Annotated in this window: 23 protein-coding genes; 12 read left to right on the top strand and 11 right to left on the bottom strand. The window is 68.8% G+C overall.

Going from position 1 to position 23260, the window contains the following annotated elements; all coding sequences use genetic code 11:
• The first annotated feature begins 161 nt into the window (after positions 1–161).
• The 8 genes from ACZ4WS_RS33530 to ACZ4WS_RS33495 all read left to right on the top strand — a co-directional run bounded on the left by ACZ4WS_RS33530 (position 162) and on the right by ACZ4WS_RS33495 (position 8627).
• Positions 162–902 carry a sulfotransferase-like domain-containing protein gene (locus ACZ4WS_RS33530; protein WP_467986475.1) on the top strand — a complete coding sequence of 247 codons (741 nt, stop codon included), beginning with the start codon at positions 162–164 and terminating at the stop codon, positions 900–902.
• 325 nt (positions 903–1227) lie between these two features.
• On the top strand, positions 1228–1638 hold the full coding sequence (locus ACZ4WS_RS33525) for a hypothetical protein (RefSeq protein WP_467986473.1): 411 nt from the start codon (positions 1228–1230) through the stop codon (positions 1636–1638).
• Position 1639: 1 nt separating this feature from the next.
• Entirely contained in the window at positions 1640–2692 is a 1053-nt protein-coding gene (locus ACZ4WS_RS33520; RefSeq protein ID WP_467986472.1) for a BtrH N-terminal domain-containing protein, read from the top strand.
• A gap of 43 nt (positions 2693–2735) precedes the next feature.
• Entirely contained in the window at positions 2736–4031 is a 1296-nt protein-coding gene (locus ACZ4WS_RS33515) for a DegT/DnrJ/EryC1/StrS family aminotransferase (RefSeq protein ID WP_467986470.1), read from the top strand.
• Positions 4028–4870 carry a transketolase gene (locus ACZ4WS_RS33510; protein ID WP_467986469.1) on the top strand — a complete coding sequence of 281 codons (843 nt, stop codon included), beginning with the start codon at positions 4028–4030 and terminating at the stop codon, positions 4868–4870. The genes ACZ4WS_RS33515 and ACZ4WS_RS33510 overlap by 4 nt, the downstream gene beginning before the upstream one ends.
• A complete protein-coding gene (locus tag ACZ4WS_RS33505; protein ID WP_467986468.1) occupies positions 4867–5841 on the top strand; it encodes a transketolase family protein in 975 nt (324 codons plus the stop codon). Before ACZ4WS_RS33510 ends, ACZ4WS_RS33505 begins: the two co-directional genes overlap by 4 nt.
• A 147-nt stretch (positions 5842–5988) precedes the next feature.
• A complete protein-coding gene (locus ACZ4WS_RS33500; protein ID WP_467986467.1) occupies positions 5989–7275 on the top strand; it encodes an ATP-grasp domain-containing protein in 1287 nt (428 codons plus the stop codon).
• Between the two features lie 26 nt (positions 7276–7301).
• The gene (locus tag ACZ4WS_RS33495; protein WP_467986466.1) at positions 7302–8627 is read left to right on the top strand and encodes an aminotransferase-like domain-containing protein; all 1326 of its coding nucleotides are present in this window, start codon (positions 7302–7304) and stop codon (positions 8625–8627) included.
• A 77-nt stretch (positions 8628–8704) separates the two neighbouring features.
• Here ACZ4WS_RS33495 and ACZ4WS_RS33490 read toward each other — a convergent pair whose 3' ends face one another.
• Positions 8705–9571 carry an alpha/beta hydrolase gene (locus ACZ4WS_RS33490; RefSeq protein ID WP_467986465.1) on the bottom strand — a complete coding sequence of 289 codons (867 nt, stop codon included), beginning with the start codon at positions 9569–9571 and terminating at the stop codon, positions 8705–8707.
• Positions 9572–9965: 394 nt separating this feature from the next.
• On the opposite strand from ACZ4WS_RS33490, the gene ACZ4WS_RS33485 reads away from it, so the two are divergent.
• Positions 9966–10781, top strand: coding sequence for an SAM-dependent methyltransferase (locus ACZ4WS_RS33485; protein ID WP_467986464.1), 816 nt, complete (start codon positions 9966–9968; stop codon positions 10779–10781).
• 107 nt (positions 10782–10888) lie between these two features.
• On the opposite strand, the gene ACZ4WS_RS33480 is transcribed toward ACZ4WS_RS33485, so the two are convergent.
• From ACZ4WS_RS33480 to ACZ4WS_RS33465, 4 genes are all read right to left on the bottom strand, one after another.
• Positions 10889–11602, bottom strand: coding sequence for a 4'-phosphopantetheinyl transferase family protein (locus ACZ4WS_RS33480; protein WP_467986463.1), 714 nt, complete (start codon positions 11600–11602; stop codon positions 10889–10891).
• A gap of 67 nt (positions 11603–11669) precedes the next feature.
• Complete coding sequence (locus tag ACZ4WS_RS33475; protein WP_467986461.1) at positions 11670–11900, bottom strand: acyl carrier protein; 231 nt, start codon at positions 11898–11900, stop codon at positions 11670–11672.
• Positions 11901–11912: 12 nt separating this feature from the next.
• The gene (locus ACZ4WS_RS33470; protein WP_467986459.1) at positions 11913–12737 is read right to left on the bottom strand and encodes an aminoacyl--tRNA ligase-related protein; all 825 of its coding nucleotides are present in this window, start codon (positions 12735–12737) and stop codon (positions 11913–11915) included.
• An 11-nt stretch (positions 12738–12748) separates the two neighbouring features.
• Positions 12749–13624: a diiron oxygenase gene (locus ACZ4WS_RS33465; protein WP_467986458.1), complete on the bottom strand. Its 876-nt coding sequence runs from the start codon at positions 13622–13624 to the stop codon at positions 12749–12751.
• A 707-nt stretch (positions 13625–14331) separates the two neighbouring features.
• Between ACZ4WS_RS33465 and rocD the strand changes: the two genes are divergently transcribed.
• Both rocD and ACZ4WS_RS33455 read left to right on the top strand, forming a co-directional pair.
• The gene (gene rocD / locus ACZ4WS_RS33460; protein WP_467986457.1) at positions 14332–15534 is read left to right on the top strand and encodes an ornithine--oxo-acid transaminase; all 1203 of its coding nucleotides are present in this window, start codon (positions 14332–14334) and stop codon (positions 15532–15534) included.
• Between the two features lie 63 nt (positions 15535–15597).
• Complete coding sequence (locus ACZ4WS_RS33455; protein ID WP_467986455.1) at positions 15598–16353, top strand: SDR family NAD(P)-dependent oxidoreductase; 756 nt, start codon at positions 15598–15600, stop codon at positions 16351–16353.
• Between the two features lie 241 nt (positions 16354–16594).
• On the opposite strand, the gene ACZ4WS_RS33450 is transcribed toward ACZ4WS_RS33455, so the two are convergent.
• From ACZ4WS_RS33450 to ACZ4WS_RS33435, 4 genes are all read right to left on the bottom strand, one after another.
• Entirely contained in the window at positions 16595–17839 is a 1245-nt protein-coding gene (locus ACZ4WS_RS33450) for an MFS transporter (RefSeq protein ID WP_467986453.1), read from the bottom strand.
• A 105-nt stretch (positions 17840–17944) separates the two neighbouring features.
• Positions 17945–19219 (bottom strand): ATP-grasp domain-containing protein, encoded by a 1275-nt coding sequence (locus ACZ4WS_RS33445; protein ID WP_467986451.1) that lies wholly within the window; start codon positions 19217–19219, stop codon positions 17945–17947.
• Positions 19220–19222: 3 nt separating this feature from the next.
• Positions 19223–20113 (bottom strand): [LysW]-aminoadipate kinase, encoded by an 891-nt coding sequence (locus tag ACZ4WS_RS33440; RefSeq protein WP_467986450.1) that lies wholly within the window; start codon positions 20111–20113, stop codon positions 19223–19225.
• Between the two features lie 116 nt (positions 20114–20229).
• A complete protein-coding gene (locus tag ACZ4WS_RS33435) occupies positions 20230–20403 on the bottom strand; it encodes a lysine biosynthesis protein LysW (RefSeq protein WP_328451071.1) in 174 nt (57 codons plus the stop codon).
• A 570-nt stretch (positions 20404–20973) separates the two neighbouring features.
• On the opposite strand from ACZ4WS_RS33435, the gene ACZ4WS_RS33430 reads away from it, so the two are divergent.
• Positions 20974–21183 carry a hypothetical protein gene (locus tag ACZ4WS_RS33430; protein ID WP_467986448.1) on the top strand — a complete coding sequence of 70 codons (210 nt, stop codon included), beginning with the start codon at positions 20974–20976 and terminating at the stop codon, positions 21181–21183.
• 85 nt (positions 21184–21268) lie between these two features.
• Here the strand turns inward: ACZ4WS_RS33430 and ACZ4WS_RS33425 are convergent, their stop codons facing one another.
• On the bottom strand, positions 21269–21919 hold the full coding sequence (locus ACZ4WS_RS33425; RefSeq protein WP_467986446.1) for a 2OG-Fe dioxygenase family protein: 651 nt from the start codon (positions 21917–21919) through the stop codon (positions 21269–21271).
• A gap of 107 nt (positions 21920–22026) precedes the next feature.
• A complete protein-coding gene (locus ACZ4WS_RS33420; RefSeq protein WP_467986444.1) occupies positions 22027–23217 on the bottom strand; it encodes an ATP-grasp domain-containing protein in 1191 nt (396 codons plus the stop codon).
• Positions 23218–23260 lie beyond the last annotated feature (43 nt).

Here is a 23260-nt window from a genome sequence, read left to right as displayed (position 1 = left end):
ACGCGTCGCGTTGACTTTTCTCCCCTGCGACGGCGAATTCTGCTTACTCGGTTCCGGCCGCTTCTGTGCCACTCTTGATCGGATTCGAATACCTGCCGCAATAGATCACTGCGCGCATTCCGCTGGCTGGAGCCGGGCGGCGCCAGAGAAGAGGGGGAAACGTGGGAAACACACCGGAGCGGATCCCGGTGCTCGCACTGTGGAGCGCGCCGCGCTGCCGCTCCACGGCGTTCGCGCGGATGATGACGGAGCGGGACGACCGCGTCGTCGTGCACGAGCCGTTCTCCCGAGTGGTCGACTTCGGTGAGGTGGAGGTCGGCGACCGGGTCGCGCGCTCGGAGCAGGACGTCCTCACGGCGCTGGGTGCCATCGCGGCACAGAAGCCGGTGTTCTTCAAGGACACCACGGACTTCCACTACCCGGCGCTGCTCGCCGACGAGGCCTTCCTCGCGGCCGCGACGCACACGTTCATCATCCGCGACCCCGCCGAGGCCATCGCGTCGCACCATGCGCTCAACCCGGACCTCGGCCGCGACGAGATCGGCTTCGCCCGGCTGTACGAGATCTTCACCGCCGTGCAGGCCGCCACCGGCACCACGCCGGTCGTGATCGACTCCGAGGACCTGCTCGACCGGCCGGCCGAGACCGTGCGGGCGTACTGCGCGGCCGTGGGCATCCCCTTCCTCCCGGACGCGCTGAAGTGGGAGCCGAGCATGCGGCCGGAATGGCGGTCGACCGGCAAGTGGCACAAGTCGACCAGTGAGACCGCCGGCTTCTCACGCGGCAGGAACGGCGGAGCCGGGGCGGCCGAGGCGGTCGAGGCGGACCCGACGCTGCGGGCCTACCGCGATTACCACCTGCCGTACTACGAGAAGCTGCGCGCCGTCGCGCTCCGGCCGTGACCGTGCCGACCGGAATAGTCGACATGATTACCCGCCGAGCGCACCGAACGGCGATTCGGGTATTCAAGGTAGTTGTGCTGCGGACGAAAAATTTGAACGACCGGGCTAGATTCGGAATATAGGGCGGTGTTTCAGTGAGGTGGGTCACTTGACGGACGTTCCGGTGTCCTCTGCCAAAACAAGGATGTGTGAACCGGTCGACATTTCCGGCCATCGCAACAACACGGCCATCTCCGCGGCGACGGAGACCGAAGCGGGCGCATTCAATGTATGGAGAAACTCGTTCGCCGCCGAATACCTTCCGGCGGGCAGGAGCCTCGTCCACGTGGACGGTGTTCCCTTCGAGTTCCCTCCCGTCTGCGACGGACCGGACAATGTCCGCTGCGCCGGGCAGTTCATCCGTGTCCCCGAGGGCCGCTACGACTGGATCCACGTCCTGACGGCGTCCGAACGACGCTGCGAGGACACGGTCGAGCTGAGTTTCGCCGACGGCTCGATCGACATGGAAGCGCTGAGGGTCTCCGACTTCTGGGCGGCACCCGCGTGGTTCGGCGAGGTCAAGGCGTTCGAAAGCCTCGCCATGCACTACCCGCACCACGTGCAGCGCGGTGTTCCGGCGGTGATGTGGGCGCAGCGCGTGCCGGTCACCCGGCGGGCCGGTCTGACCGGCGTCCTGCTGCCCCGCAATGTCGCCGTGCACGTCTTCGCGGTCACCCTCCAGCGGACGGAGCTCTGACATGGCCGTCGACGTGACGACACGGACGTACACGATCACCGGACCGGAACCCGAGTGGTGGTACCGCGACCTCGTCAGCTGCCTCCACTCCACGTTCGGTGCGCTCCTGATACGGGAGGGGGCCGACCCGCTGGCCGTGCTCGGCGCGGGGTGGCGGTTCCTGCACCTGCCGGGTGACGTCAGGTCCGAGGAGTTCTACTACCCGTGCCCCACCGACGAGTCCGGTGGCACCGACCTCGGTGCCGCTCTGGCACCCCACCACGAACTGCACGCGCGCTGGTGGCAGCCCGCCGACGAGAACGACGTCTGGCGGGAGGTGCGCGCGGCGCTGGCCGACGACCGTCCGGTCATCGCGGCCGTGGACAACTACCACCTGCCGTTCCGGCCCGCGTACGGCGACGTGCACGCCGCGCACCTGGTGGTGGTCTACGGCCTGGACGAGACCCGCGGGGTGGTCCACGTCTCGGACGCGATGCCGCCCGCGTTCCGCGGTGCCGTCCCGATCGAGAAGTTCCTGCTGAGCTGGGACTCGGCGAACCCGACCGACGTCCAGGACGCGTTCTTCAGCGACTCGCGGATCGGCCGGCGCTGTCTCGGCGTCCGCCTCGGCGCTCCGCCGGCACCCTTGACTCCCGAACTGCTCGGCGGCTACCTGCGCACCGACGTCGACGGCTTCACCACGGCCGGCTCCGCCCGTACCGGTCTCGCCGGATACGACGAGTTCGCCGCGGAACTGCTCGGCCGGTGCCGGGCCGCGGATGCCGACGCGCTGCGCGAGCTGTACCCGTTCGGCTGGGCCATGCAGGCCCAGGCGTCACTCCACGGTGAGCTGCTGCGCCGCTGCGGTCACGAATGGGACGATCCGGCGCTCGCCGGGGCGGGCCGCGCGGTCGAGGCCGTCGCGCACGCGTGGACCGGACTGCGGTTCACCGGTGCGCACGGACTGGAGAACCCGAGCGCGGTCGCATCCGACATCGCGCACCACGCCACGACGCTGCGCGGCGCGTACGAGCGTGCGGTCGCGGCCGTCGGAGCGGCGGCGGCGCGGCTGTGACCCCACACATATCGACGACCGTGGCCCTGTGGAGTGGAGAGTGATGAGCAAGCTGGCAGCGTTCGGCGGCACGGCGGCCGTGCCGAAAGACCGGCGCCGTGTGCAGTGGCCGTTGGTCGAGGAGGAGGACCGCAAGGCCGTCCTCGACGCACTCGACGGCGCACGGCTGGTGTCCGACACCGACGGGGTGAACCCGGTGTCCGGCCTGGAGGAGAACTGGGCCCGTCGTTTCGGTTTTGAGCACTGCGTCGCGGTGTCCAACGGCACCGCGGCACTGGCCCTCGCGCTGGCCGCGCTCGGCGTCGGACCGGGCGACGAGGTGATCGTGCCCGCGCTCAGCTTCATCGCGACCGGGCTCGCACCGGTGCACCAGATGGCCGTCCCGGTCTTCGCCGACATCGACCCGGTCACCTTCAACATCGACCCGGCCGACATGGAGCGCCGGATCACGCCCCGGACCAAGGCGATCATCCCCGTGCACCTGCACGGCGCGCCCGCCGACATGGACCGGATCACCGCGATCGCCCGCAAGTACGGCCTCGCGGTGATCGAGGACGCCGCGCAGGCTCCCGGGGCCACCCACCATGGGCGGCCGGTCGGCGGGATCGGCGACGCGGGTGCCTTCAGTCTCCAGGTCAGCAAGAACATACCGACCTGCGGCGAGGGCGGCCTGCTGGTGACCGGCGACGCCGAACTGGCCGAGGCGATGCGCCGCGGCAGGCAGTTCGGCGAGGTGATCGAGGCCGGCCGCGAGCGCGCATACGTGTCCCACGGCCTGGGCTGGAACTACAAGATGAACGCCCTCCAGGCCGCGTTCACCGACGCGCAGCTCGCCCGGTTCGACGGATACGAGCAGGCGCGGCAGCACAACGTCACCGCGTTCCTCGCACGGCTCTCGGAACTGCCCGGCCTGCAGGTGCCGACCGCGCTGCCGGACACCACCCACGCCTGGCACATCCTGCGGTTCCGGTTCGAGGGGGCCGCGTTCGGCCTGGACGGGGTGCGGCCGGAGGCGCTGCGCTCGGCTCTGCGGCGGCTGCTGCGTGCCGAGGGCGTACCGATGTCGCAGTACCAGCTCATGCCGCTGCCCGACCAGGACGTGTTCGTGGACCGCGTCGGCTTCGGCTCGGGCTACCCGTGGGCCGTCACCGGTGCGCGCGGAACGGTCGCGGGCAAGGGCTACCCGGTGACGCGCGCGGTCATCGCCGACTCCCTGACCATCCAGAAGCGTCACCTTCACCCCGGGGCGGGCGAACTGCTCGGCCTGTACGCGGACGCCTTCGAAAAGGTGTGGGCCGACAGGGACATGGTGGCCACGCTCGCGAAGGCGGCCTCATGACCGTCACCCCGGTCCTGGAGCGGGACATCCTGGGCACGGTCGCCGCACGTGTCCGCGCGCATGTCGTCGACATGTGCGCGGGACCCGAAGGCGGCCACCTCGGCGGTGCGTTCTCCTGTGCCGACGTGCTCGCTGCCCTGTACTTCTCGGTGCTGAACGTGGACCCGCTGCGGCCGGACGATCCGGATCGCGACCGCTTTCTGCTCAGCAAGGGGCACGCCGCCGTCGGCCTCTACGCGACGCTGGCCGAACGGGGCTTCCTCCCGGTCGAGGAACTCGCCGGATACGGGCGCCCCGGCAGCAGGCTGATGGGCCATCCGGTGCGTGCGGTGCCCGGTGTGGAGATGCCGACCGGATCGCTCGGCCACGGACTCGCGCTGGGCTGCGGGTTCGCGCTGGCCGCCCGGTACGCCGGGCGTGACGCGCGCACCTTCGTCCTGCTCGGCGACGGCGAGCTCCAGGAGGGCTCGGTGTGGGAGGCGGCCATCGCGGCCGCGTCGCTGCGCCTCGACCGGCTGGTCGCAGTGGTGGACCGCAACGGGCTGCAGCTGACCGGTTCCACCGACGGCATCGCGCCGATGGAACCGCTGGCCGACCGCTGGCGCAGTTTCGGCTGGGCGGTCCGCGACGTGGACGGCCACGACCCGGACCTGCTGGCGGACCATCTGGGCGCCGCGCCGTGGGAACCGGGCAAGCCGAGCGTGCTGATCGCCCGTACGGTCAAGGGCCACGGGCTGCCGTTCCTCGCCGGCCGCAGCGCCAGCCACTATGTGACCCTGTCACCGCGCAACCACGCGCGGGCGGTCCGCGCCCTGCGAGCAAACGAGGCCGCCGGATGAGCCGCGCGACCCGGGAGGCGTACCGGGACAGTCTGCTGCCGCTGCTGCAGCGGCATCCCGAGCTGATGTGCCTGGACTCCGACACCGGTCTGTTCAACGCCGAGTACGCCGAGGCGGCCGGCGACCGGTATCTCAACCTCGGTATCGCCGAGCACAACCTGATGGGCATCGCCGCCGGGATGGCGGCGTGCGGACGGGTCCCGTTCGTCAACACGATGGCCGCCTTCGCCACGTCCCGGGCGCTGGAGGCGATCAAGATCGACATCGCCTACAACCGGTTGCCGGTCCGCATCATGGCCACCCACGGCGGTCTCGCCGCGGGCCATCTCGGTCCGACGCACCAGGCCCTGGAGGATCTCGCCGTGATGCGGGTGCTGCCCGGGATGACCGTGGTGGTGCCCGCCGACGCCGCCGCCACGGAGGCGTTCGTCGAGCAGAGCCTGAACCTGCCCGGACCGCTCTACGTCCGGCTCGGCCGCAAACCGACGCCGGCCCTGCCCGCGGCTGGGCCACCGGTCATCGGGAAGGCGCAGACGCTGCGGCAGGGCGGCGACGTGGTGCTGGCGAGCTGTGGTCCGTACCCCGTGCTCGCCTGCCTCGCCGCGGCGGACGTCCTGGCCGGACAGGGCATCGAGGCAACCGTGCTGAACATGCACACCCTGCGGCCGTTCGACACGGAGACACTGGCGGCCGCGGCCCGGCCGGCCTCGCTCGTGGTGACGCTGGAGGAGCACTGGCGCGGCGGCGGTCTCGGTGGCGCGGTGGCCGAAGCACTGGCGGAGGCGGCGCCCACGAGAGTGCTGAGACTCGGCATGCCGGATCAGTTCGTCGACACGGTCGGCAGCCAGGAACACCTCGTCAACCACTACGGCCTCACCGCGGAGCGGGTGGTGAGGACGGTCCGTACCGCCCTCGACACGGCTGCCGCCTCCGGGAGGCCCGACCGGGAGAACGTCACCACGAGGCCCTGATCGCGGTCGCCCTGTGGATCGCGCCGCACAGTTCCGGGCGCCTGCACTCCGACGACGACCGGTGCGTACGCGCCGGCCCGGTCGTCTCCCACCCGTGACAGTCATCTCCCACCCGTGACAAAAGAACCTCCGAAGGAGACAAGTGCCGTGGACACCACGAGCAGCCATGTAGTCCATCTCGGCTTCGCCGAGCAGCACATCGGTTCGATCGAGTTCGGCGAACACCAGGTGTCCCTGCTGGTGCACCGGCATGTCGCCGAGCACATGTCGGACGCCGCGCGGCAGCGGTTCGCCCGCATCGGCGTTCTCGACGTGCCGCACACGCTGGACTTCGACGCCTACGATCAGGCCCTCGACCAGATGATCCGCCTGATCGACGAGTTCGCCGAAGAACTCGGCCCGCCGACCGCCGTCGTCGCCATGTACGAACACGTCACTCTGCCTGCGGCGCGATTGCGCGACCACTTCGGTGTGCCGGGAGTCGACACCGAAACGGCGATGCTCTGCCGCGACAAGGTCCGTATGAAGGAGGTCGTGCGGAGCAACGGCGTACGCGTCCCAGCGTTCTGGGCGGTGGACGCGGCCACTCCGTACGCCGACCTCGAGAAGATCGCGGACGCCGTTCCGGGCCGGCTCGTCCTCAAGCCGCAACGCCAGGCCGGCAGTTTCGGCATCATGGTCTTCCGCGACGGACCGGAGTTCCTCGCTCATACCCGGACCCACGGCATCCCCGACGATCACGAGGTCGAGGAGTTCGTCGAGGGCGACGTGTGCCATGTCGATGGAGTGGTACGGGACGGTGAGATCCGTTTCATCAGCGCCTCTCGGTACATCGGCGACTGCCTCGGCTTCCAGAACGGCCAACAGCATCTTTCGGCCGTCACGTTCGACGACGCCTCGACCCTGGCGCGGATCACCGATTTCACCGCACTCGTGCTGAAATCGCTGAGGCTCCACACCAGCACCTTCCATCTGGAGCTGTTCCTCACCCCCGACGACGAGCTGGTCTTCCTCGAGGTCGGCAACCGCTTCGGCGGTGCCTACATCAGCGATTCCCTCCGCGCGGTCTACGGCGTGGACCTGGTCCGCGAGTCCGTCCTCGCCTGCATGGGGCTGCCGTCCGAGGTCGGGACCGTCACCGGCATCCTGGACCACGAGGGCGTCGGCGCCTCCGGCTGGCTCTACTCCGCACTGCCGGAGAACGAGCCCCGCGTGGTCAGGCAGATCCGGGGTCTCGACACGTGCCCGGACTCCGTGGTGCTGTCCGACATCCCCAACATCGGCCAGACGGTCAACGACGACATCACCGTCTTCCCCACCGCCGGCAAATTCGCGCTGTCCGGAGCGAGCACGGCGGAAGTCGAGCGGGACATACGGCGGCTGGCCGCTGCGTACGCCCTCGAAACAGCCCCCCGGAGGATCCCGCGCATCTGATCCGCACCACACGGAAAGGTGTATCCATGATCACAGACAGTGCCCCCCGCACCACGCTCCACCTGGGAGATCTGCACGGCTCCTTGTCCGACCCGGTGCTGAGTTCCATGACGCTCCTCAACGAGATCGCGGGACGGTTCCCGGAGGCTGTGTCCTTCGCGGCCGGGCGGCCCTACGAGGAGTTCTACGATCCGCTGCAGCTTCACGACTACCTGGAGCGCTTCCGCAAGTACCTCGAGGTGGAGCGCGGCCTCGGCCCCGACCGGGTACGGACTGCGCTCTTCCAGTACGGCCACACCAAGGGCCTGCTGACGGACCTCCTGGTGCGGCACCTGGCTGTCGACGAAGGGGTGAGTGCCGTCCCCGAGTCCGTCGTGGTGACCACCGGCTGCCAGGAGGCGATGATCCTGCTGCTGCGTGCCCTGCGTACGGACAGCAAGGACGTGATCCTGGCTCCGGCACCGACCTACGTGGGTTTCCTCGGGGCGGCGCGTCTGATGGACATGCCGGTCCTGCCCGTCGCGGAGGGCACCGGGGGCATCGACGTCGAGGACCTGGTGGTGCAGTTAGGCCGGGCCCGGCAGCGGGGACTGCGCCCGCGGGCCTGCTATGTGGTGCCGGACTTCGCCAACCCCAGTGGGCTCAGCATGAGCCTCGCCGATCGCCGGCGGCTCCTCGAAGTGGCGGAGCGGGAGGAGATCCTCGTCATCGAGGACAACCCGTACTCCCTGTTCAACGCCGACGGCCGACGCCTGCCCGCGCTCAAGTCACTGGACACCGCTCAACGCGTCGTCTACGTGGGCTCCTTCTCCAAGACGGCCTTCCCCGGCGCTCGCGTGGGCTATCTGGTTGCCGACCAGCCGGTCTCGGGCGCGGACCCCGGTGAAGGCCCGCTGCTGGCCGACCAGCTCGCCAAGCTCAAAAGCATGCTGACCCTGAACACGTCGACCGTCTCCCAGGCCGTGATCGGCGGAAAGATGCTGGCGAACGACTGCAGCATGACCAGGGCCACCGAGCGCGAGGCACAGGTCTACCGTCGCAACCTCGCCGCGGTCATGACCGGCCTGGACAGATACTTCCCCACCCCGGACGACGGCTCGCGGCCCCGGACGACCTGGAACGTCCCGGGCGGCGGAATGTTCGCGGTGCTCTCCCTGCCCTTCGAAGCCGACGATGCGATGCTCGAGTACTCGGCGAGCCGGTTCGGGGTGCTGTGGACCCCGATGCGCTACTTCTACCCCGACGGTGGAGGCACCCGCCAGATCCGCCTCTCCTTCAGCGTGCTCACCCCCGCGCAGATCGACGACGGTCTCTCGCGGCTCGCCGCCCTCGTCCGTGACCGTACCGCCTGACCCCGCACGCATCGGAAGCCCCGCAGGTTCTTGACCTGCGGGGCTTCCGCGCTGTCCACGGTCCGTCCGGTTCCGGCTCAGCCCAACCGCAGCCGCAGGAAATCGCTGATGACGCCCAATGCCTCCCTGGCGGTGTCGAGCACGGCCGCCATGGACAGAAAACCGTGCGGCAGATCCGCGTACCGGCGGCAGTCCACCGGCACGCCGGCGAGCGAGAGCGCGTCCGCGTAGGCCTCTCCCTCGTCACGCAGGGGACAGAACTCGGCCGTGATCATCAGCGCCGGGGGAAGTCCGCTGTAGTCGGTCGCGCTGAGCGGTGAGGCGTAAGGGGAGTCACCGTCGGCGGGATCGGGGAGGTAGTGGTTCCAGAACCAGGGAACCGAGTGGCCGTTGAAGAACATCGGATCCAGGTTTTCGCGCATGGAGTCCGTCGCCGAACCGAACTGCATCGCCGGGTAGATGAGCACCTGGGCACTGATCCGCGGTCCGTCGTCGTCCCGGGCCATCAGGGAGACCGCGGCGGACAGGGTGCCGCCGTTGCTGTCTCCCGCGACGGCGATGCGTCCGCCGTCGGCGCCGAACTGGGAAGCGTTGTCCGCCACCCATTTCACGGCGGCATAGCAGTCGTCGATGGCCGCCGGGAACGGATGCTCGGGCGCCAGCCGGTAGCCCACGGACACGACCACGCAGGAAGCCATGGTGGACAGCGCGCGGCAGAACGCCTCCGACGTGTCCAGCGAGCCGACGACGAAACCGCCGCCGAAGAAGTAGACCAGGACGGGAAGCGGACCGTCGCTTTCGACCTGCGGGCGGTACACGCGCAGCGTCAGGGGGCCGGCCGGTCCTGTGATGTCGAGATCGAATATCTCTTTCGGTTGTTCGATCCAGTCCCAGACCGCGGCCTCGGTTTCGCTGTCCGCTTTTCGTGCCTCGTCGACCGACATCGTATAGAGCGGGGTGAAACCGATTGCGACACGAAATTTCCTGATACCTTCTACGATTGGATGAAGCGGCATCAGAACGCCTCCAGTTCTTCGGTATCAACGGTGCATAATCTCCGCGCGATGCGCACGGGCCCAGGACGCGTTCTGCCGCGCCGCGAAGAACAGTACGATCGCGCTGCCGCTGCACACGTCCGCGGCAAGTTCGTTCGCGGGGACATATTGAGTTCACTTTCCTCTCCTGCGGCTAAGCATCTTGCTTACCTCGGCGCGCCCTCCTTCCGTGCCACTCTTTTCTTGCCAGTTGTCCATCGAGCCGAGTCTGAGGCAGTGACCTGCCGCGGGTCGATGATGCGAGTAAGTGGACATACGGACTTGAGGGGAAACACGCCGCGCCATGAGCATTGAGAACGCGACTCCACAGACCGCCGGGGACAGCGGCTTTCTGGAACGCCCGGACGCGCACCCCGCACGCGTCTACGACTACTTCATCGGCGGCGAGAACGGCTTTGCCGCCGACCGGGCGGCCGGTGCCTGGATCGGCTTCCAGGCTCCCGACCTGATCGCGACGATGCAGGCGAACCGTGCCTTCCTCTCACGGGCGGTGCGCTGGCTGACCCGGCAGGGCGTCGACCAGTTCATCGACATAGGTTCGGGCTTCCCCGTGTCGCCGAACACGCACGAGATCGCCTTGTCGGCGGCCCCTTCGGGTTCCGTCGTCTACTGCGACGTCGATCCCGCGGTGGGACAGCGCACGCAGGCGCTCATCTCCGGACAGGCGGGGGCCTCCTTCGTACTGGGCGACATCTGCAGCCCCGAGGAGCTGCTGGCCCGGCCGGCCGTCCAGGACCTGATCCGTTCCGGCCGCCCGGTGGCCTGCGTGCTGGCCGCGGTCCTGCACTTCGTGCCGGAAGGCGCGGACCCCGCCAGGATCACCGCGGTTCTGCGCGACGCCCTGCCCCCCGGCAGCTATCTCGTCGTCTCCCACATCGCGGGCGACATTCCTTGGGGAGATCGCAACGACGAGGAGACCCTGAAGCGCGCCTTCGAGGACATGTACCCGCGCTCCCGGGAACAGGTCACCGATTTCTTCGGCGATTTCGAACTGGTCGCGCCTGGTGTGGTCCGGGCGTCCGAATGGCATCCCGCCGAGGAGACCGCAGGCGAAAACGCCCACTCCGCCATCTACGGCGGAGTCGCTCGCAAGATCTGAGCCCGGATCCGGCGCACAGGGGGGCGCCGACGGAACCGGACAAGATCACTTCACGCGAAAGCACCGCGGGCCGCAGGGGAGAATCCCTGCGGCCCGCGGTGCTTTCGCTACGCGATCACCCGTCCGTCGGCCCGGCCGGCTCCGCCGAACGCGCGACGACGGGCGCCGACCAGTTCCGCGCCGCTGCGGACGGACAGCGGCATCCCGGGTCCGAGCACCGCGAGCGACCCCACGTACGGGGCGGGCAGCGGGAGATCCCGGAGGGTGTAGTCCTCCGGACGGCCGAGCTCCTCGGGAAGCGCGAGCAGCGTCGACCCGAGGACCTCGATGCGTCCCGGGTGGACCGCGAGTCCCTTGCCGACCGCCTTGAGCACGGCTTCCTTGCGCGTCCACAGCCGTGCGAAGCCGGCGTAGTCCGGGCAGGCCGCGCGTTCCCGCTCCGTCAGCGCCGCGGCCAGGGGCCGCTCCCCGGCCGTGGCGTCCTCGACGTCCAGGCCGACGGACCGGTCCGAGACGGCGACGACGGCGAGCTCCCCGGCATGGGAGAGCGAGAAGTCCAGACCGGGGCCGGCATCCTCCACGACCGGCTTCCCGTGTCCCGTGTCACCGCAGTGGGTACAGGTCCGGTCGAAGCCCAAGGCTCCCGGATCCCGTCCCAGCCTCTCACCGAGGACGAGTCGCGCCAGCACCCATGCGGCGAGAAAACGGTTCCGGTCCGCCGCGTGCATGATCCGCCGGCGACGGGCGCGGTCGCGCCCGTCCAGGAGTACGGCGAGTGACTCGGGCACCTGGTCGACGCGGACGTACCAGACGTCAGCCACGGACGCCCTGCTCCACGGGCACGAGGTCCACGACGCTCCTCCGTTCCTCTCGTCGGGCCCCGGCGGTTCAGGCCACCGGCGCCAGGAAGTTCTCGTTGATCCGGTCGATGGTGCGGAAATCGTCGACACTCAACGAGCCGACGTCGATCGACTTCCCGGAAAGGTCCTCCAGCAGACCGATGAATTCCAGGAACGAGATCGATGCGATGAGCCGGGACTCGATGAGATCGGTGTCCCCGGAAATCTCTCCGTCCAGCTCCGGGTTCTTGGACCGGATCCAGGTGATGATTTCGTCCATGGTCATACCTTCCTAAGCTGTCGTTTCGTGGAGGGCGACGAGCGCCCTCTGAGGGTCGCCGTGCACCTGCAGCAGCGCATGGACCCAGCGCTCCACACCGAACGCCAGGCACCCGCTGTAGGCGGACTCGTCCCCGAAGCGGATGCCCAGACGCTCACCGAAGAAGTTGCGGTGACGGTTGACCGACGCGATGGCGGTCCCGTCGTCCGACACGAACTCGAACTTCACCGGGTCCAGTTGGTTGAGGAGCGCCCGCGAGCCGTCACCGAGGTAGAAGGGATCGGTCGCCGGCTCCCGGCGCACCTTGATCCCGAGCCGGTCCGCCAGGGCCAGTACGTGCTCCGTCGCCCGGCTCAGGTGGTCCACCACGCCGTCCTGACTGCCGACATAGAGCGCTTCCCGCATGTGGAAGGCGCGCAGTCGGCGCAGGCCGTCGTAGTGGTCCTCGTTCCTGAAGCAGCGGCCCACCGACGTGATGACCTCGGGGGTCTCGAAGGCGCGCTCCTTCAGCGACACCAGCAGGCCGTAGCAGGTTGCGGTGGGCAGATAGCAGCCGGTCGAGGTGAGCGGGTGCTCGGGGGACGGAGTCGAGACCTCCCCTCGTGCCAGTTCCCCACGGGCCTGCTCCGTGAGCGTGGCCACGGGGAGCCCGAGGTGAGGGAAGTTGCGGAAGAAGTCGAGGCGCGCCAGGTCCGCCTCGGGGAGCAACGCCGGGCCGGCCACCTGCCGGGCTCCCAGAGCGGCGGCGATGTCCTGGAATCGGGCCTCAAGAGCGTCGAACAGGGCGGCTTCCTCGGGTTCGAGGACCGCGACTCCGGGTGCGACAAATGTCGGCATGAGATCTCCCGTCAGTGGAACAGGCCGATGCGTCGGTAGAAATTGTTGGTTCGTTCGATGATGCGAGCGTTGATCGCCGCCCTCGCCGGATCAGCCATGACAGAGGCACGGAACCGCCCGGGATTCTCGATACCGGCGTCCTGGTAGGCGTCGCGGCTGTACAGCATCTGGATGATCAGATCGATGTAGCCGCGCAGATAGTGACCGACCTCTTCGACTTCCTCGGCCGTGTGCGTCCTGCGGACCTCTTCGAACAGCGCCTTCACGAGCTTGCCGCCGAAGGCGATGTGCCGGGACTCGTCGCGGTGGTGAATGCGGTTGACCGCTCGCACCGTCTCCGGAAGCTCCGTGTCCGCCGCCATCTTGGCGTTGAAGTAGTCGCCGATCTGCTCGAAGATGAGAATCTGGCTGAAGACGATGAAGTTGTTCATCTCCGGCGCGCGCTCATCCGTCGGGAACACCATCCGCCGGTCCGGATAGATGCGGCCACCGTAGCGCAGGCAGAATTCGGCGAAGAACCACATGTGCTCGTTCTCTTCGCCGATGAAATGGTGGAAATACGGTGTGGGAATCTCGTACCCGGGTGTGTGAATGCGGCGCATCACCTCGATGAGCAGTTCCCTGATGCCGTGAGCGATCAGACTGTAGAGGTTGACGCTCTCCCAGCGCGAGAGTTCCACGAGCTGTTCGGGGCTGAGCTCCCGTTCTGCGGAAGTGCCGTGAACGGAAAGCAGCTCCCGACTCATCCACAGGCCGTCCGGCGTGATCGATTCGGGCCACTCGAAGGTACGGTACGGATTGTAGTAGTCATCGACGGAGACATCTATGAGCCTGTGTACGGCCCGGGCGAATTCGTCCGTCCACTCGATCGTCGACGCTGCTGACACGTAACCTCCTCGATAGTGCCGATATTGACCGAAACAGCCGGTCCGGCGTGCCAAGAAGGACCGTACGACCACGCCGACAGCGTGCGCGTCCGCGACAATTTCAGACGTGGGAACGCATTGCGTTGACCTTTCTCTCCCGCGGCTCATCACCTCGCTTACTCCGGCACGCGGGGACGATTCGAATGCGTGGCCCCCCGCCGGCGGTATGCGTCAGTAATCGGAGTGCGTCATCACGCGGGGGAAAGTCAGCGTGGCGCGTCCTGCGGAGTGCGTATGCCGCGGACGCGTGGGGCGGGGGTGAGTTCGTAGTTTCCCTGTTGGTGGAGCGGACGGTGGAGCCCCGTGTCCAGCCAGGTGGAGCCGACGGCCACGCCCGTGGCGGAGCCCACCGCATTCGGCCCACCGCATGGGGGGCGCCGCGACGTCATCGATTCGTTCAGCTCGTCGACCCGAGGGAGACCGACGTCGTTCCGTCACACGGGTCGACGGTCACCGTCTGCGCGCCTCCCTCCCGTGCCCTCACCGTGACGAGCATCCGGACGGTCCACCGCTCCCCGGACGATCGACGCCGCCACCCGGCCGGGACTCGTGTCCCCCGTCTCCGGCGATCCGGCACGGATCGTCACCGCCCGGCGAGAGCTGCGGCAGATCGGGCGGGTCCATCTCTTCGACACCGGCCCCGACAGGGAGCCGAAAGGAGTATCGCCATGACAGTGGACGTCCTCTCCTCTCAGGACCACATAGCCCTCGCCGAGCGCTATGGCGCTCACGACTCCGTGCCGTTCCCCGTGGTGCTCACCCATGGGGAAGGCGCCTGGATGAACGATCTGGAAGGCCGCCGCTACCTCGACTTCCACGGGGGCTACTCGGCGTCCAACTTCGGCCACCAGCACCCCGATCTCATCGCCGCGGCCAAGGCTCAGCTCGGCCGGTTGACGCTGAGCACCCGGGCGTTCCACCACGATCAGTACGCGCCGTTCTGCCGTGAACTGGCCGAGCTGACGGGCACCGAGATGGTGCTGCCCTCCAACTCCGGCGGCGAGGCCGTCGACACGGCGGTGAAGATCGCCCGGAAGTGGGCCTACCAGGTCAAGGGTGTACCGGACGGAGCGGCCGAGATCATCGTCGCGGGCGCGAACTTCCACGGCCGCACCACGACCATCGTCTCGTTCTCCACGCACCCGAACCACCAGGCCGGGTTCGGCCCGTTCACGCCGGGCTTCAGGGTCGTGCCGTTCGGCGACATCGACGCGCTGCGCTCGGCGATCACCGAGAACACGGCGGCGGTCCTGCTGGAACCGATCCAGGGCGAGGCCGGTGTGCTGGTTCCGCCGAAGGGATACCTCGCCGAGGTCCGCGATCTGTGCGACGAGAGCAACACGTTGTTCGTCGCCGACGAGGTCCAGTGCGGACTGGCCCGTGCCGGCACGACCCTGGCACTGGACCACGAGGGTGTCCGCGCGGACATGTACACCCTGGGCAAGAGCCTGAGCGGCGGGATCCTGCCGGTGTCCGCGGTGATCGGCCGCGCCGACGTCCTCGGGGTGATCACGCCCGGCGACCACGGTTCGACCTTCGGCGGCAACCCGCTGGCGTGCGCGGTCGGACTGGCGACGGTACGGCTGCTGGCCACCGGGGAGTTCCAGGAACGCTCCCGCGAACTCGGCGCGTACCTGCACTCCCGCCTGAACGAGCTGGACGGTGTGACCGAGGTCCGTGGACGCGGGCTGTGGGCCGGCGTACAGCTCGCCGAGGAGCGGATCGCCGGGCGTCGGGTGACCGAGGCGCTGGCCGAGCGTGGCCTGCTGTGCAAGGAGGCCAAGGGGCACCTCCGGGTGGCGCCCCCGCTGGTCGTCACCCGCGAGGAGATCGACCTCGGCGTCGACATGATCGCCGACGTGCTGTCCTGAACCGGACCCGGGCAGGACATCCGCGTCGGGCCGGCTTGACCATCGATGGGATGGAGGGAATTCGTGAGTGACTTCGCAGGACTGGTCGCGATCGTCACCGGCGGTGCGTCGGGCATCGGTCTGGCCACGGTCAACCGGCTCCGCACCTGGGGGGCGCACGTCGCCGCTCTCGATCTGAAACCGGAGGGGCTCCCGGACGACGTCATGGGCGTCCAGGTCGATGTCACGGACGACATCCAGGTCAAAGCCGCCGTCGATGCCGTCGTCGAGCGGTTCGGCAGGCTGGACGTCGTGGTGAACAACGCCGGCATCGGCGCCGTCGGGGACGTCACCGTGAACGGTGATGAGGAGTGGTCGCGCGTACTGGACGTCAACGTGATCGGGATGGTCAGGGTCGCCCGGCACGTGATACCGCACCTGCGGCGCTCACCTGCCGCGTCGATCGTCAACACCAGCTCGATCGTGGCGTGGGCCGGGGTGGGGCAGCGGGCTCTGTACTCGGCCAGCAAGGGCGCGGTGTACGCGCTGACGCTGGCCATGGCCGCGGATCACGTCCGCGAGGGCATCCGGGTCAACTGCGTCGCCCCCGGCTCCGCGGACACCCCATGGATCGGCAGATCGCTGGAACAGTCGGAGGATCCCGTGGCAGCCCGGGCCGCGCTCGACGCGTTCCAGCCCACGGGCCGTCTGGTGACGGCCGACGAGGTGGCGGGCGCGATCGCCTACCTGGCGAGCCCGTTGGCGAGCGCCGTGGTGGGCACGGTGCTCGCCGTGGACAACGGCATGCACGGCCTGCGGTTGCGGCCCCGGAACCTGTAGGGCCGGACGAGAGCACACCGCCGCGGGCCGCAGGGGTTCTCCCCCGCGGCCCGCGGCGCTTTCGTGCAACCACGACGGCAACAGGAGTACGAACCGTGCCACCCGCCGAGCAGCCGGCGTGCCGGTCCGGCGTCAGGCGGAACCCGGCGGGCGCGGCAACTCCACCGACCGGGCGGGGCGACCGCCGGGTCGGTGGAGTTGCCGTGCGGACGGCCGGCCCCCGTCACCACCGGGCCGAGCGTCAGGAAGCCGGTTCGCCGGCCGTGGCCTCGGGGCGACGGAGCCCCAGACTGAGCTGGGCGCCCAGCAGCCCCATGACACCGACCAGGGTCCACAGCGCCCAGGGGGCAACCGCGTACACGGCACCGCCGATGACCGGTCCGGCGCCCGTACCGACCGCGTACGCGGCGCCGTACACCCCCTGGTAACGCCCGACCATCCCCGGCGGAGTCAGACTCGCCAGGTGGGCCTGGACGACGGAGGAGTACGCCATCTCGCCGAACGTCCAGATCATCACCGTCGCCGACAGCATGACCATCTCGGTGGTGAACCCGGTCAGCGCGAGACCGGTACAGACGAGCAGGTTGGCGAAGGCGAGGACGTACTCCGGCCGGAACCGGGAGACCACGCTGGTGATGGGCAGCTCCAGCAGCACCACCAGCAGACCGTTGAGCCCCATGAGAAGACCGAAGTCGCGCTCGCTCAAGCCCGCGTCGTCGACGTGCAGGGGCAGGCCGACGGCGGTCTGGGTATAGGCGAACATGGAGAACACGGTCATCAGCAGGAAGCGCACCAGGACGCGGTCGGTGAGCATCTGCCGGTACCCGACCGCCGGCTCCGCCGGTTTTTCCGCGGTGCCGGCATCGGACGGCGACTGCGGCGCGTCCCGCAGCAGCACCGCCACGATCACGCCGAACAGCAGGAGTGCGGCGGCCTCGATCAGGAAGAGCCCCGTGTAGGAGATGGTGGCCACCACGCCGCCGAGCACGCCGCCCAGGGTGGAGCCGATGTTCTGGGCGAACCGGAGCACCCCGAAGGCGGCGAGCCGCTGCTGGGTGGACGTCACGGCGTCGACCAGCACCGCGGCCATGGCCGGCCGGTAGACCTGCGACACCACGCCGATGAGACCGACCACCACGATGATCGTCGGGAGGCCTCCGAGGAACGGCACGATCGCGGTCAGGCCGGAAGTGGCCACGACGGACAGCAGGATGGCCCGCCGTCGGCCGATGAAGTCGGTGAGGTAGCCGCCGACGACGTTGCCGAGCACTCTGCCCAGACCGGCCGCGCCCAGCACGAGCCCCGAGGCCGCGCCGGACTGCCCTCGCTGGGTCAGATAGAGCACGATGAACACCGGCAGGAAGCTGCCCGCCTGGAGGATCAGGTTGCCGAGACTGATGACCCAGACCCGGCGGGGCAGGCCGCGCAGAGCGTCACGGAATCGCGGCTCCTCGGCGCGCGACCGGTCCGATGTCCCGGTACTCATGCCGCTGCCCCGGTGTGCATGGGTACGACAGTGCTGGTCAACGTGGTTCCTCCGTGTCGTGTGCCGTACTGGGACCCAGCGGCTTCCTGTCCGTTCACAGGTCTCCTACTGCGGGCCGCCTGCGTAGAGGTGATCACGTTCGATCTCCCGGAGCTTGCGGTAGTCGGCACGAAGCTGTTCCGGATCCTCGGAGATGAGAATCACGTACCCCGGCTGGGTCGCGACGTCGATCGTCCGGGGAAGCGGGGCCCCTTCCGGATGCGTCGTGACGGCGTGGGCGTAGGACGGGAGTGCGCGGATGGCGGCCATCGCCTCGGAGGACGGGGCCACGCCGTGATCACCCGGGTTGATGAGATGCACGTACCGCAGACGTCGCAGCAACTGGTAGGCCGTGGTCGGCAGTTGATCGAACTCTGCGGGGTTCGCCACGGCCAGGGCGATGAGGTCGATCTGGTTGGTGCCCAGACAGCGATTGCCGATGTCCGGAACCTGTCCCCCGCCGAAGCGTGCGGCACACTCGACGAGCACCGGTCCTCCGGCGGTCATCATGACCTCGGTGTGGCCGGCCCAGTTCCGGACCTCCAGGGCGTCGAGCACCTGGTGGGTGTAGGACTCCACCCTCTTGGCCTCCGGATCGTCCGGTGCCAGCGGCTCGTTGTAGTCGTAGATGATGTTGCCGCCGGGAAGCCGGGTCTTGAAGTACCGCCAGATCTCGACGGTGTGATGCCTGCCGTCACGGCTGACCGTGTTGACGAAGTACTCGTCCCCGTCCAGGAACTCCTGCGCGAGCACGACCGTGTTGGGCTTGGCGTGGCGGTCCGTGCTGGACATGATCTGCTCGTGGACGGCGCGCACCTGATCCGCGGACGAGCATGCCACGACGTTGTCGGTGCCGGAGCTGGCGACCGGCTTCAGGACGACCGGGTAACCCGCCGTCGTCTCGGCCCACTTGATGATCTCGTCGGCATCGGACGAGACGATGGTGGCCGCGTGCTCGACTCCCGCGTCGCGCAGGGCGAGGACCATGTCGTACTTGTTGCGGCGGGACGTCGGCCGGCTCATCCCGTTGCCGGGAGTACCCAGTTCGGCGGCGAGCCGGTCGGTCAGCTCGACACCCGACTCCCCGACGGAGATCACCCAGCCGACCCCGTGCTCGCGCAGCGCGGCTGCCGTGGCCGCGATGTCACCATCGTGCCGGACCTTGTCCACAAAGCCCTCGGGGAACGGCAGCCGGGATATGTGGACGTCGGGGTTCGGCGACTGGACGTGCACGCACTCCACGCCGAACCGGTGCAGCGCGGGCAGGAGATGGCGGCCCAGAGAGAACGCGTCGACGAACGCCACTCGCTTCGACCGTGCACCGGAACTGTTCGGCATCATCAGCTACTTCCCTTGTGAGTCGGACAATTCACGGACGGAAGGGCTCTGTTCGTGCCGGTGGCCGGATCGCGAACTCGTGGTGATCGCGGTGCCGGATCCGGCCAGTGCCCGGCTGACGGGGTCGGCCGCCCGCCCGTCCGCTATGCGGACCGACAGCACCCCGCCGGTCAGCGCCTCCCGTGCCGCGACGAGCTTGAGCGCCATGCCGCCGCCGGCGAACCGGCCGGGTGCGCCGGTCGCCGGCACATCGTAGGTACTCAGCACGCTGGTCTCGTCGCCGGGATCGGAGAGCACCCCTGGTGCGCCGGTCAACAGCACCAGCCGGTCGGCGCCGAGTGCCGCCGCGAGCGCGGCCGCGACACGGTCGGCGTCGACGTTCACCGGATGACCGTGCTCGTCGATCGCGGGCGGCGAGACCACCGGCACGAAGCCGGACCGCAGCAGGGCTTCGGGGAGTTCGGTGCGCACCTCGCCGAGCCGGCCGCTGAAGTTGTCCCGGACCAGGGTCGTCCGGCCGTCCACCACGGACCGCACGGCGGACTTGCGGCGGGCGCGCAGCATGCCGCCGTCCAGGCCGGTGAGGCCGACCGAGGGCACCCCGAGCCGGGACAGCTCTGCGACGATCTTCGGTTTGACCCCGCCGGCCAGCGCGAGGGTGACCACTTCCAGCGTCGCCGGGTCGGTGTACCGGGTGGACACCCCGTCCGGGGCGACGAGGGTGCGCTGCGGGACACCGAGTCTCCCGGCCAGTCGTGCGATCTCCCCGGAGCCACCGTGCACCAGGAGGACCGACTGTCCCTCACCGACGATCCTGGCGACGTCGGCGCAGATGCCCGCGGCGTCGACGGACGGGTTGCCGCCGCACTTGACGACCGTCAGCGGTCTGGTGATCACGGTTTCTCCGGTTTCGCCGAGGTTCGGATGGAATGGATGCGGGCCGGGGAGGGCCGGCCACCGCCCGGGCGGACCGTGGCCGGCCCCGGTGCATGCCGCGTGCCCGCCCGCGGCCGCTACTCTCCCCAGTCCTCTTCGACCTCGGGCGCGCGGGCGAGCACCGCCGGACTCAGCGCCACGATCTCCAGTTCGCTTCGGCAACCCGCGCAGTCGATGATCTCGTTGAGCCGCGCAGACTGGCTGATCTGCACCTCGTCCTCACACTCAGGACAGGCCTGCATGGTGGGCATGTGACGAATTCCTTTCGATCGGTTGTTCCAGAGCGGATCGCCGGACCGCCGCGTCCAAAGGGACGCTACGACCGCACCGACGTCAGGTGCGTCCGCGGCGAGGGCATTCGGGGAGACACGTCGTGCTGACCCTTCTCCCGCGCGGCTAAGCGCCTCGCTTACCTCGGGGGCGAAAGATCAACGCCCCGCATCTGCGCGATTGAATTTTCCGCGGACGCACACGACGTCGGTGTGCTCGTAGGGTCCGTTCCACGCGGCAGGCCGGGTGGGATCGGCGCGTACAGCGACACGCAGGTCGTACCGAAAGACGACGTCTGCTCTTCGAGCGAGAGGAACCAGTCGTGAAGGTGCTGTCTGTACTGCGTTCCTTCATCGCGCGTCGGCAAGCCGCTGAGGACCACGGTGGAGAGGGGGACCGGGCCGCAGTCTGCCCGTGCGGTTCGGGGCCACCTGACTTCCCGCGGACGACAACAGTCTGGGCACGGCGGGGTTATCCGTCCTCGTGCTGGTCGTGCCGGTGCCGGTGACCGGCACAGCAGGCAACCCTTCGCCTTCATCGATCGGAGAGCCATGCGTACTCCACCCCCCTTCGGATACCAGCAGCTCCACGAGGGATCCGTCCTGATCACCCGTAAGTGCCGCACCGTCAACATCGTGCGCGGCAAGGAGCAGGTGTCCGAGCTGCTGTCGGCTCTCAGGAGCGAGGACACTCAGCTCGTGCTCTCCCGCTATGCGGACCGTCCGCGCGAGACGAACGCCTCGCGCCGGACCGGGACATGACCCGTACGTGAGTACGCCGCCTGCCCGGGGTGTCACCTCCTTGGAGGTGACACCCCGGGCAGGCTCCGGCGGCGCCGGTGATCCGTCAGCAGAATTCCAGGAAGAACATGTCGCGGTGCCCCTGCGGAGTCGCCGGGGACACCCGCACGCGGGACACGGAGTGCAGACCCGTGCGGTCGTCCAGGAATATGTAGTCCCCGGGCTCGCTCAGGGTGTGGCTGAGCACCGGGGACTCGGCGTTGTCGTAGAGCGTGCTGATCCCGCCGGTGACGGCCTTGCGCGCGACCAGCATCATGACGATGTGCTCGACGCCGTCCCGGTGGATTCCCTCCGGGGTCGGATTCCCCAGCTCCTCTTCGGAGGCGACGATGCGGTGCTGATGGACGTTGATCTGCCGGACAGGGGCCACGGGTTCGCCGTCGGGTGCGGTCTCCGCGATGCGTGCAACGAAATGGGCCAGCATCCGCCGGAACACGGAAGTGTCCAGCAGCGCCTGGTCGACCGGTTCGAAGCGGCGGACGATGCCACCGTTCAGCCGGTTGATCTCCTTGCTCTGGTGAAAGCCGTCCCGGCCGGCCGACCGGACGGTGCCGTCGGCGACGTCGTACGAGATCAAGGAGTGCTTGCGGCGCCGATAGGTACCGCCGTCTCCCATGTACGGGTCCAGTGGCAGGCCTTCCCAGAACTGGCTGAACTTGTCCCAGTCGTCGCCGCCCCGCAGCAGGTCGTCACGCACATTGCCAAGCGAAAACTTCGGTCCGCCCACTCTCTCGGTCTCCTCTGGTCAGGTTGGCGGTTCTCGGACTTCGGGCTGCCCGGGGGTTCGGCGCTGTCACGGAGTTGTCACGTCACTCGCCATCCGTCCACGGCGCTCAGGACGTTCGCCACGCGGGCGCGCAACTGCCCCACGGAGTCGGCGGTGATCGCGAAACGGAGGAAGTAGTTCTCCTGCTCCAAGTCACTGACCTGGTAGCCGTCGACGACCACCGCCTCGATGACGCCCGGGAGTTCACACAGGTCGTCCTCCGTGGCGTCGATCTCGACACGGCCGAGCTCTTCCGCCTCCACATCGACCCAGCCGATGACCGCCCGGTCGCGAAGCGGGCCCAGCCGATCCAGCGTGAACTCGCCCAGCGACATGGAGACGACCGCCTCCGCCGGGTCGATCCCGCTGATCTCCCGGATCGCCGTGGGGTACATGCCGCCGCCGAACCGGGGATTGATCTCCACCAGCTCCGTCCGGCCGTCCTCGTCGGCCCGGCCCTCGACGTGCAGCCAGAGCTGGTCGAGGCCGAGGTCGGAGCAGAGCGCGCTGATCATCTCGCTCAGGACGCGCACACCGTCCCGCACGTGATCGCGCTGCGGCGGATGCACCCGAAGCCCCGCGTCATGGTGCCTGACGTCGTCGTGGTCGGGTTTCTCGACCGCCAGGACCGGATGGAAGCGGCCGCCCACGACGGGTCCGTCCACGGAGAACTCGACACCGGGCAGATACTCCTCGGTGATCATTTCCGTGTCTCCGAAGCCGCGCGCGACCAAATGGCGCCGGTAGGCGCGGAGTTCGTCCTGGCTGTCCACCCGGCGCACCAGCCGAGAGGCAGTGGAGTCGCGTGAGGGCTTGACGATGGCGGGAAAGAAGTCCGCCTCCGCCGGGTCGCCACAGAAGCTGATGGTGGACAGCCCCAGGGCCCGCATACGTTCCCGGACCAGCGTCTTGCTGGCCAGCACGTCGAAGCCGACGCCGGCGCCCGGAAGGTCGTAGTGCGCGACAAGGCCGCCCTGCCAGGGGAGCAACGGTTCGATCAGGTTCACGACAGCCATGGGGACGATGCCGCGCTGGTCGAGCCGGGTGACGAGCGTGGGCAGGTTCTCGCTGTCCCAGTCCACCACGACATGGTCATCGCATGTGTCGCGGTTGGGGGTGTCGGGAATCTCGGAGATCAGCACCGACCGCAGACCACGGGCTCGCAGCTGTTCCGCGGCAAGGGCCACGGCACCGGCATTCCATTTGGAGAGGATGAGTACGGATTTCACGCAACGACCTCCAGAGGTGAAATCGAGGGCTGGCATCGAAAAG

The sequence above is a fragment of the Streptomyces sp. NPDC029292 genome (assembly GCF_055569295.1).
This window is presented reverse-complemented; position numbering and strand designations above follow the sequence as displayed.

Coding starts and splice junctions, on each gene's coding strand:
- ACZ4WS_RS33520 (WP_467986472.1), top strand. CDS start 1,640: ATGGCCGTCGACGTGACGACACGGACGTACACGATCACCGGACCGGAA.
- ACZ4WS_RS33515 (WP_467986470.1), top strand. CDS start 2,736: ATGAGCAAGCTGGCAGCGTTCGGCGGCACGGCGGCCGTGCCGAAAGAC.
- ACZ4WS_RS33510 (WP_467986469.1), top strand. CDS start 4,028: ATGACCGTCACCCCGGTCCTGGAGCGGGACATCCTGGGCACGGTCGCC.
- ACZ4WS_RS33505 (WP_467986468.1), top strand. CDS start 4,867: ATGAGCCGCGCGACCCGGGAGGCGTACCGGGACAGTCTGCTGCCGCTG.
- ACZ4WS_RS33495 (WP_467986466.1), top strand. CDS start 7,302: ATGATCACAGACAGTGCCCCCCGCACCACGCTCCACCTGGGAGATCTG.
- ACZ4WS_RS33490 (WP_467986465.1), bottom strand. CDS start 9,571: ATGTCGGTCGACGAGGCACGAAAAGCGGACAGCGAAACCGAGGCCGCG.
- ACZ4WS_RS33485 (WP_467986464.1), top strand. CDS start 9,966: ATGAGCATTGAGAACGCGACTCCACAGACCGCCGGGGACAGCGGCTTT.
- ACZ4WS_RS33475 (WP_467986461.1), bottom strand. CDS start 11,900: ATGGACGAAATCATCACCTGGATCCGGTCCAAGAACCCGGAGCTGGAC.
- ACZ4WS_RS33470 (WP_467986459.1), bottom strand. CDS start 12,737: ATGCCGACATTTGTCGCACCCGGAGTCGCGGTCCTCGAACCCGAGGAA.
- rocD (WP_467986457.1), top strand. CDS start 14,332: ATGACAGTGGACGTCCTCTCCTCTCAGGACCACATAGCCCTCGCCGAG.
- ACZ4WS_RS33450 (WP_467986453.1), bottom strand. CDS start 17,839: ATGAGTACCGGGACATCGGACCGGTCGCGCGCCGAGGAGCCGCGATTC.
- ACZ4WS_RS33445 (WP_467986451.1), bottom strand. CDS start 19,219: ATGATGCCGAACAGTTCCGGTGCACGGTCGAAGCGAGTGGCGTTCGTC.
- ACZ4WS_RS33435 (WP_328451071.1), bottom strand. CDS start 20,403: ATGCCCACCATGCAGGCCTGTCCTGAGTGTGAGGACGAGGTGCAGATC.
- ACZ4WS_RS33430 (WP_467986448.1), top strand. CDS start 20,974: ATGCGTACTCCACCCCCCTTCGGATACCAGCAGCTCCACGAGGGATCC.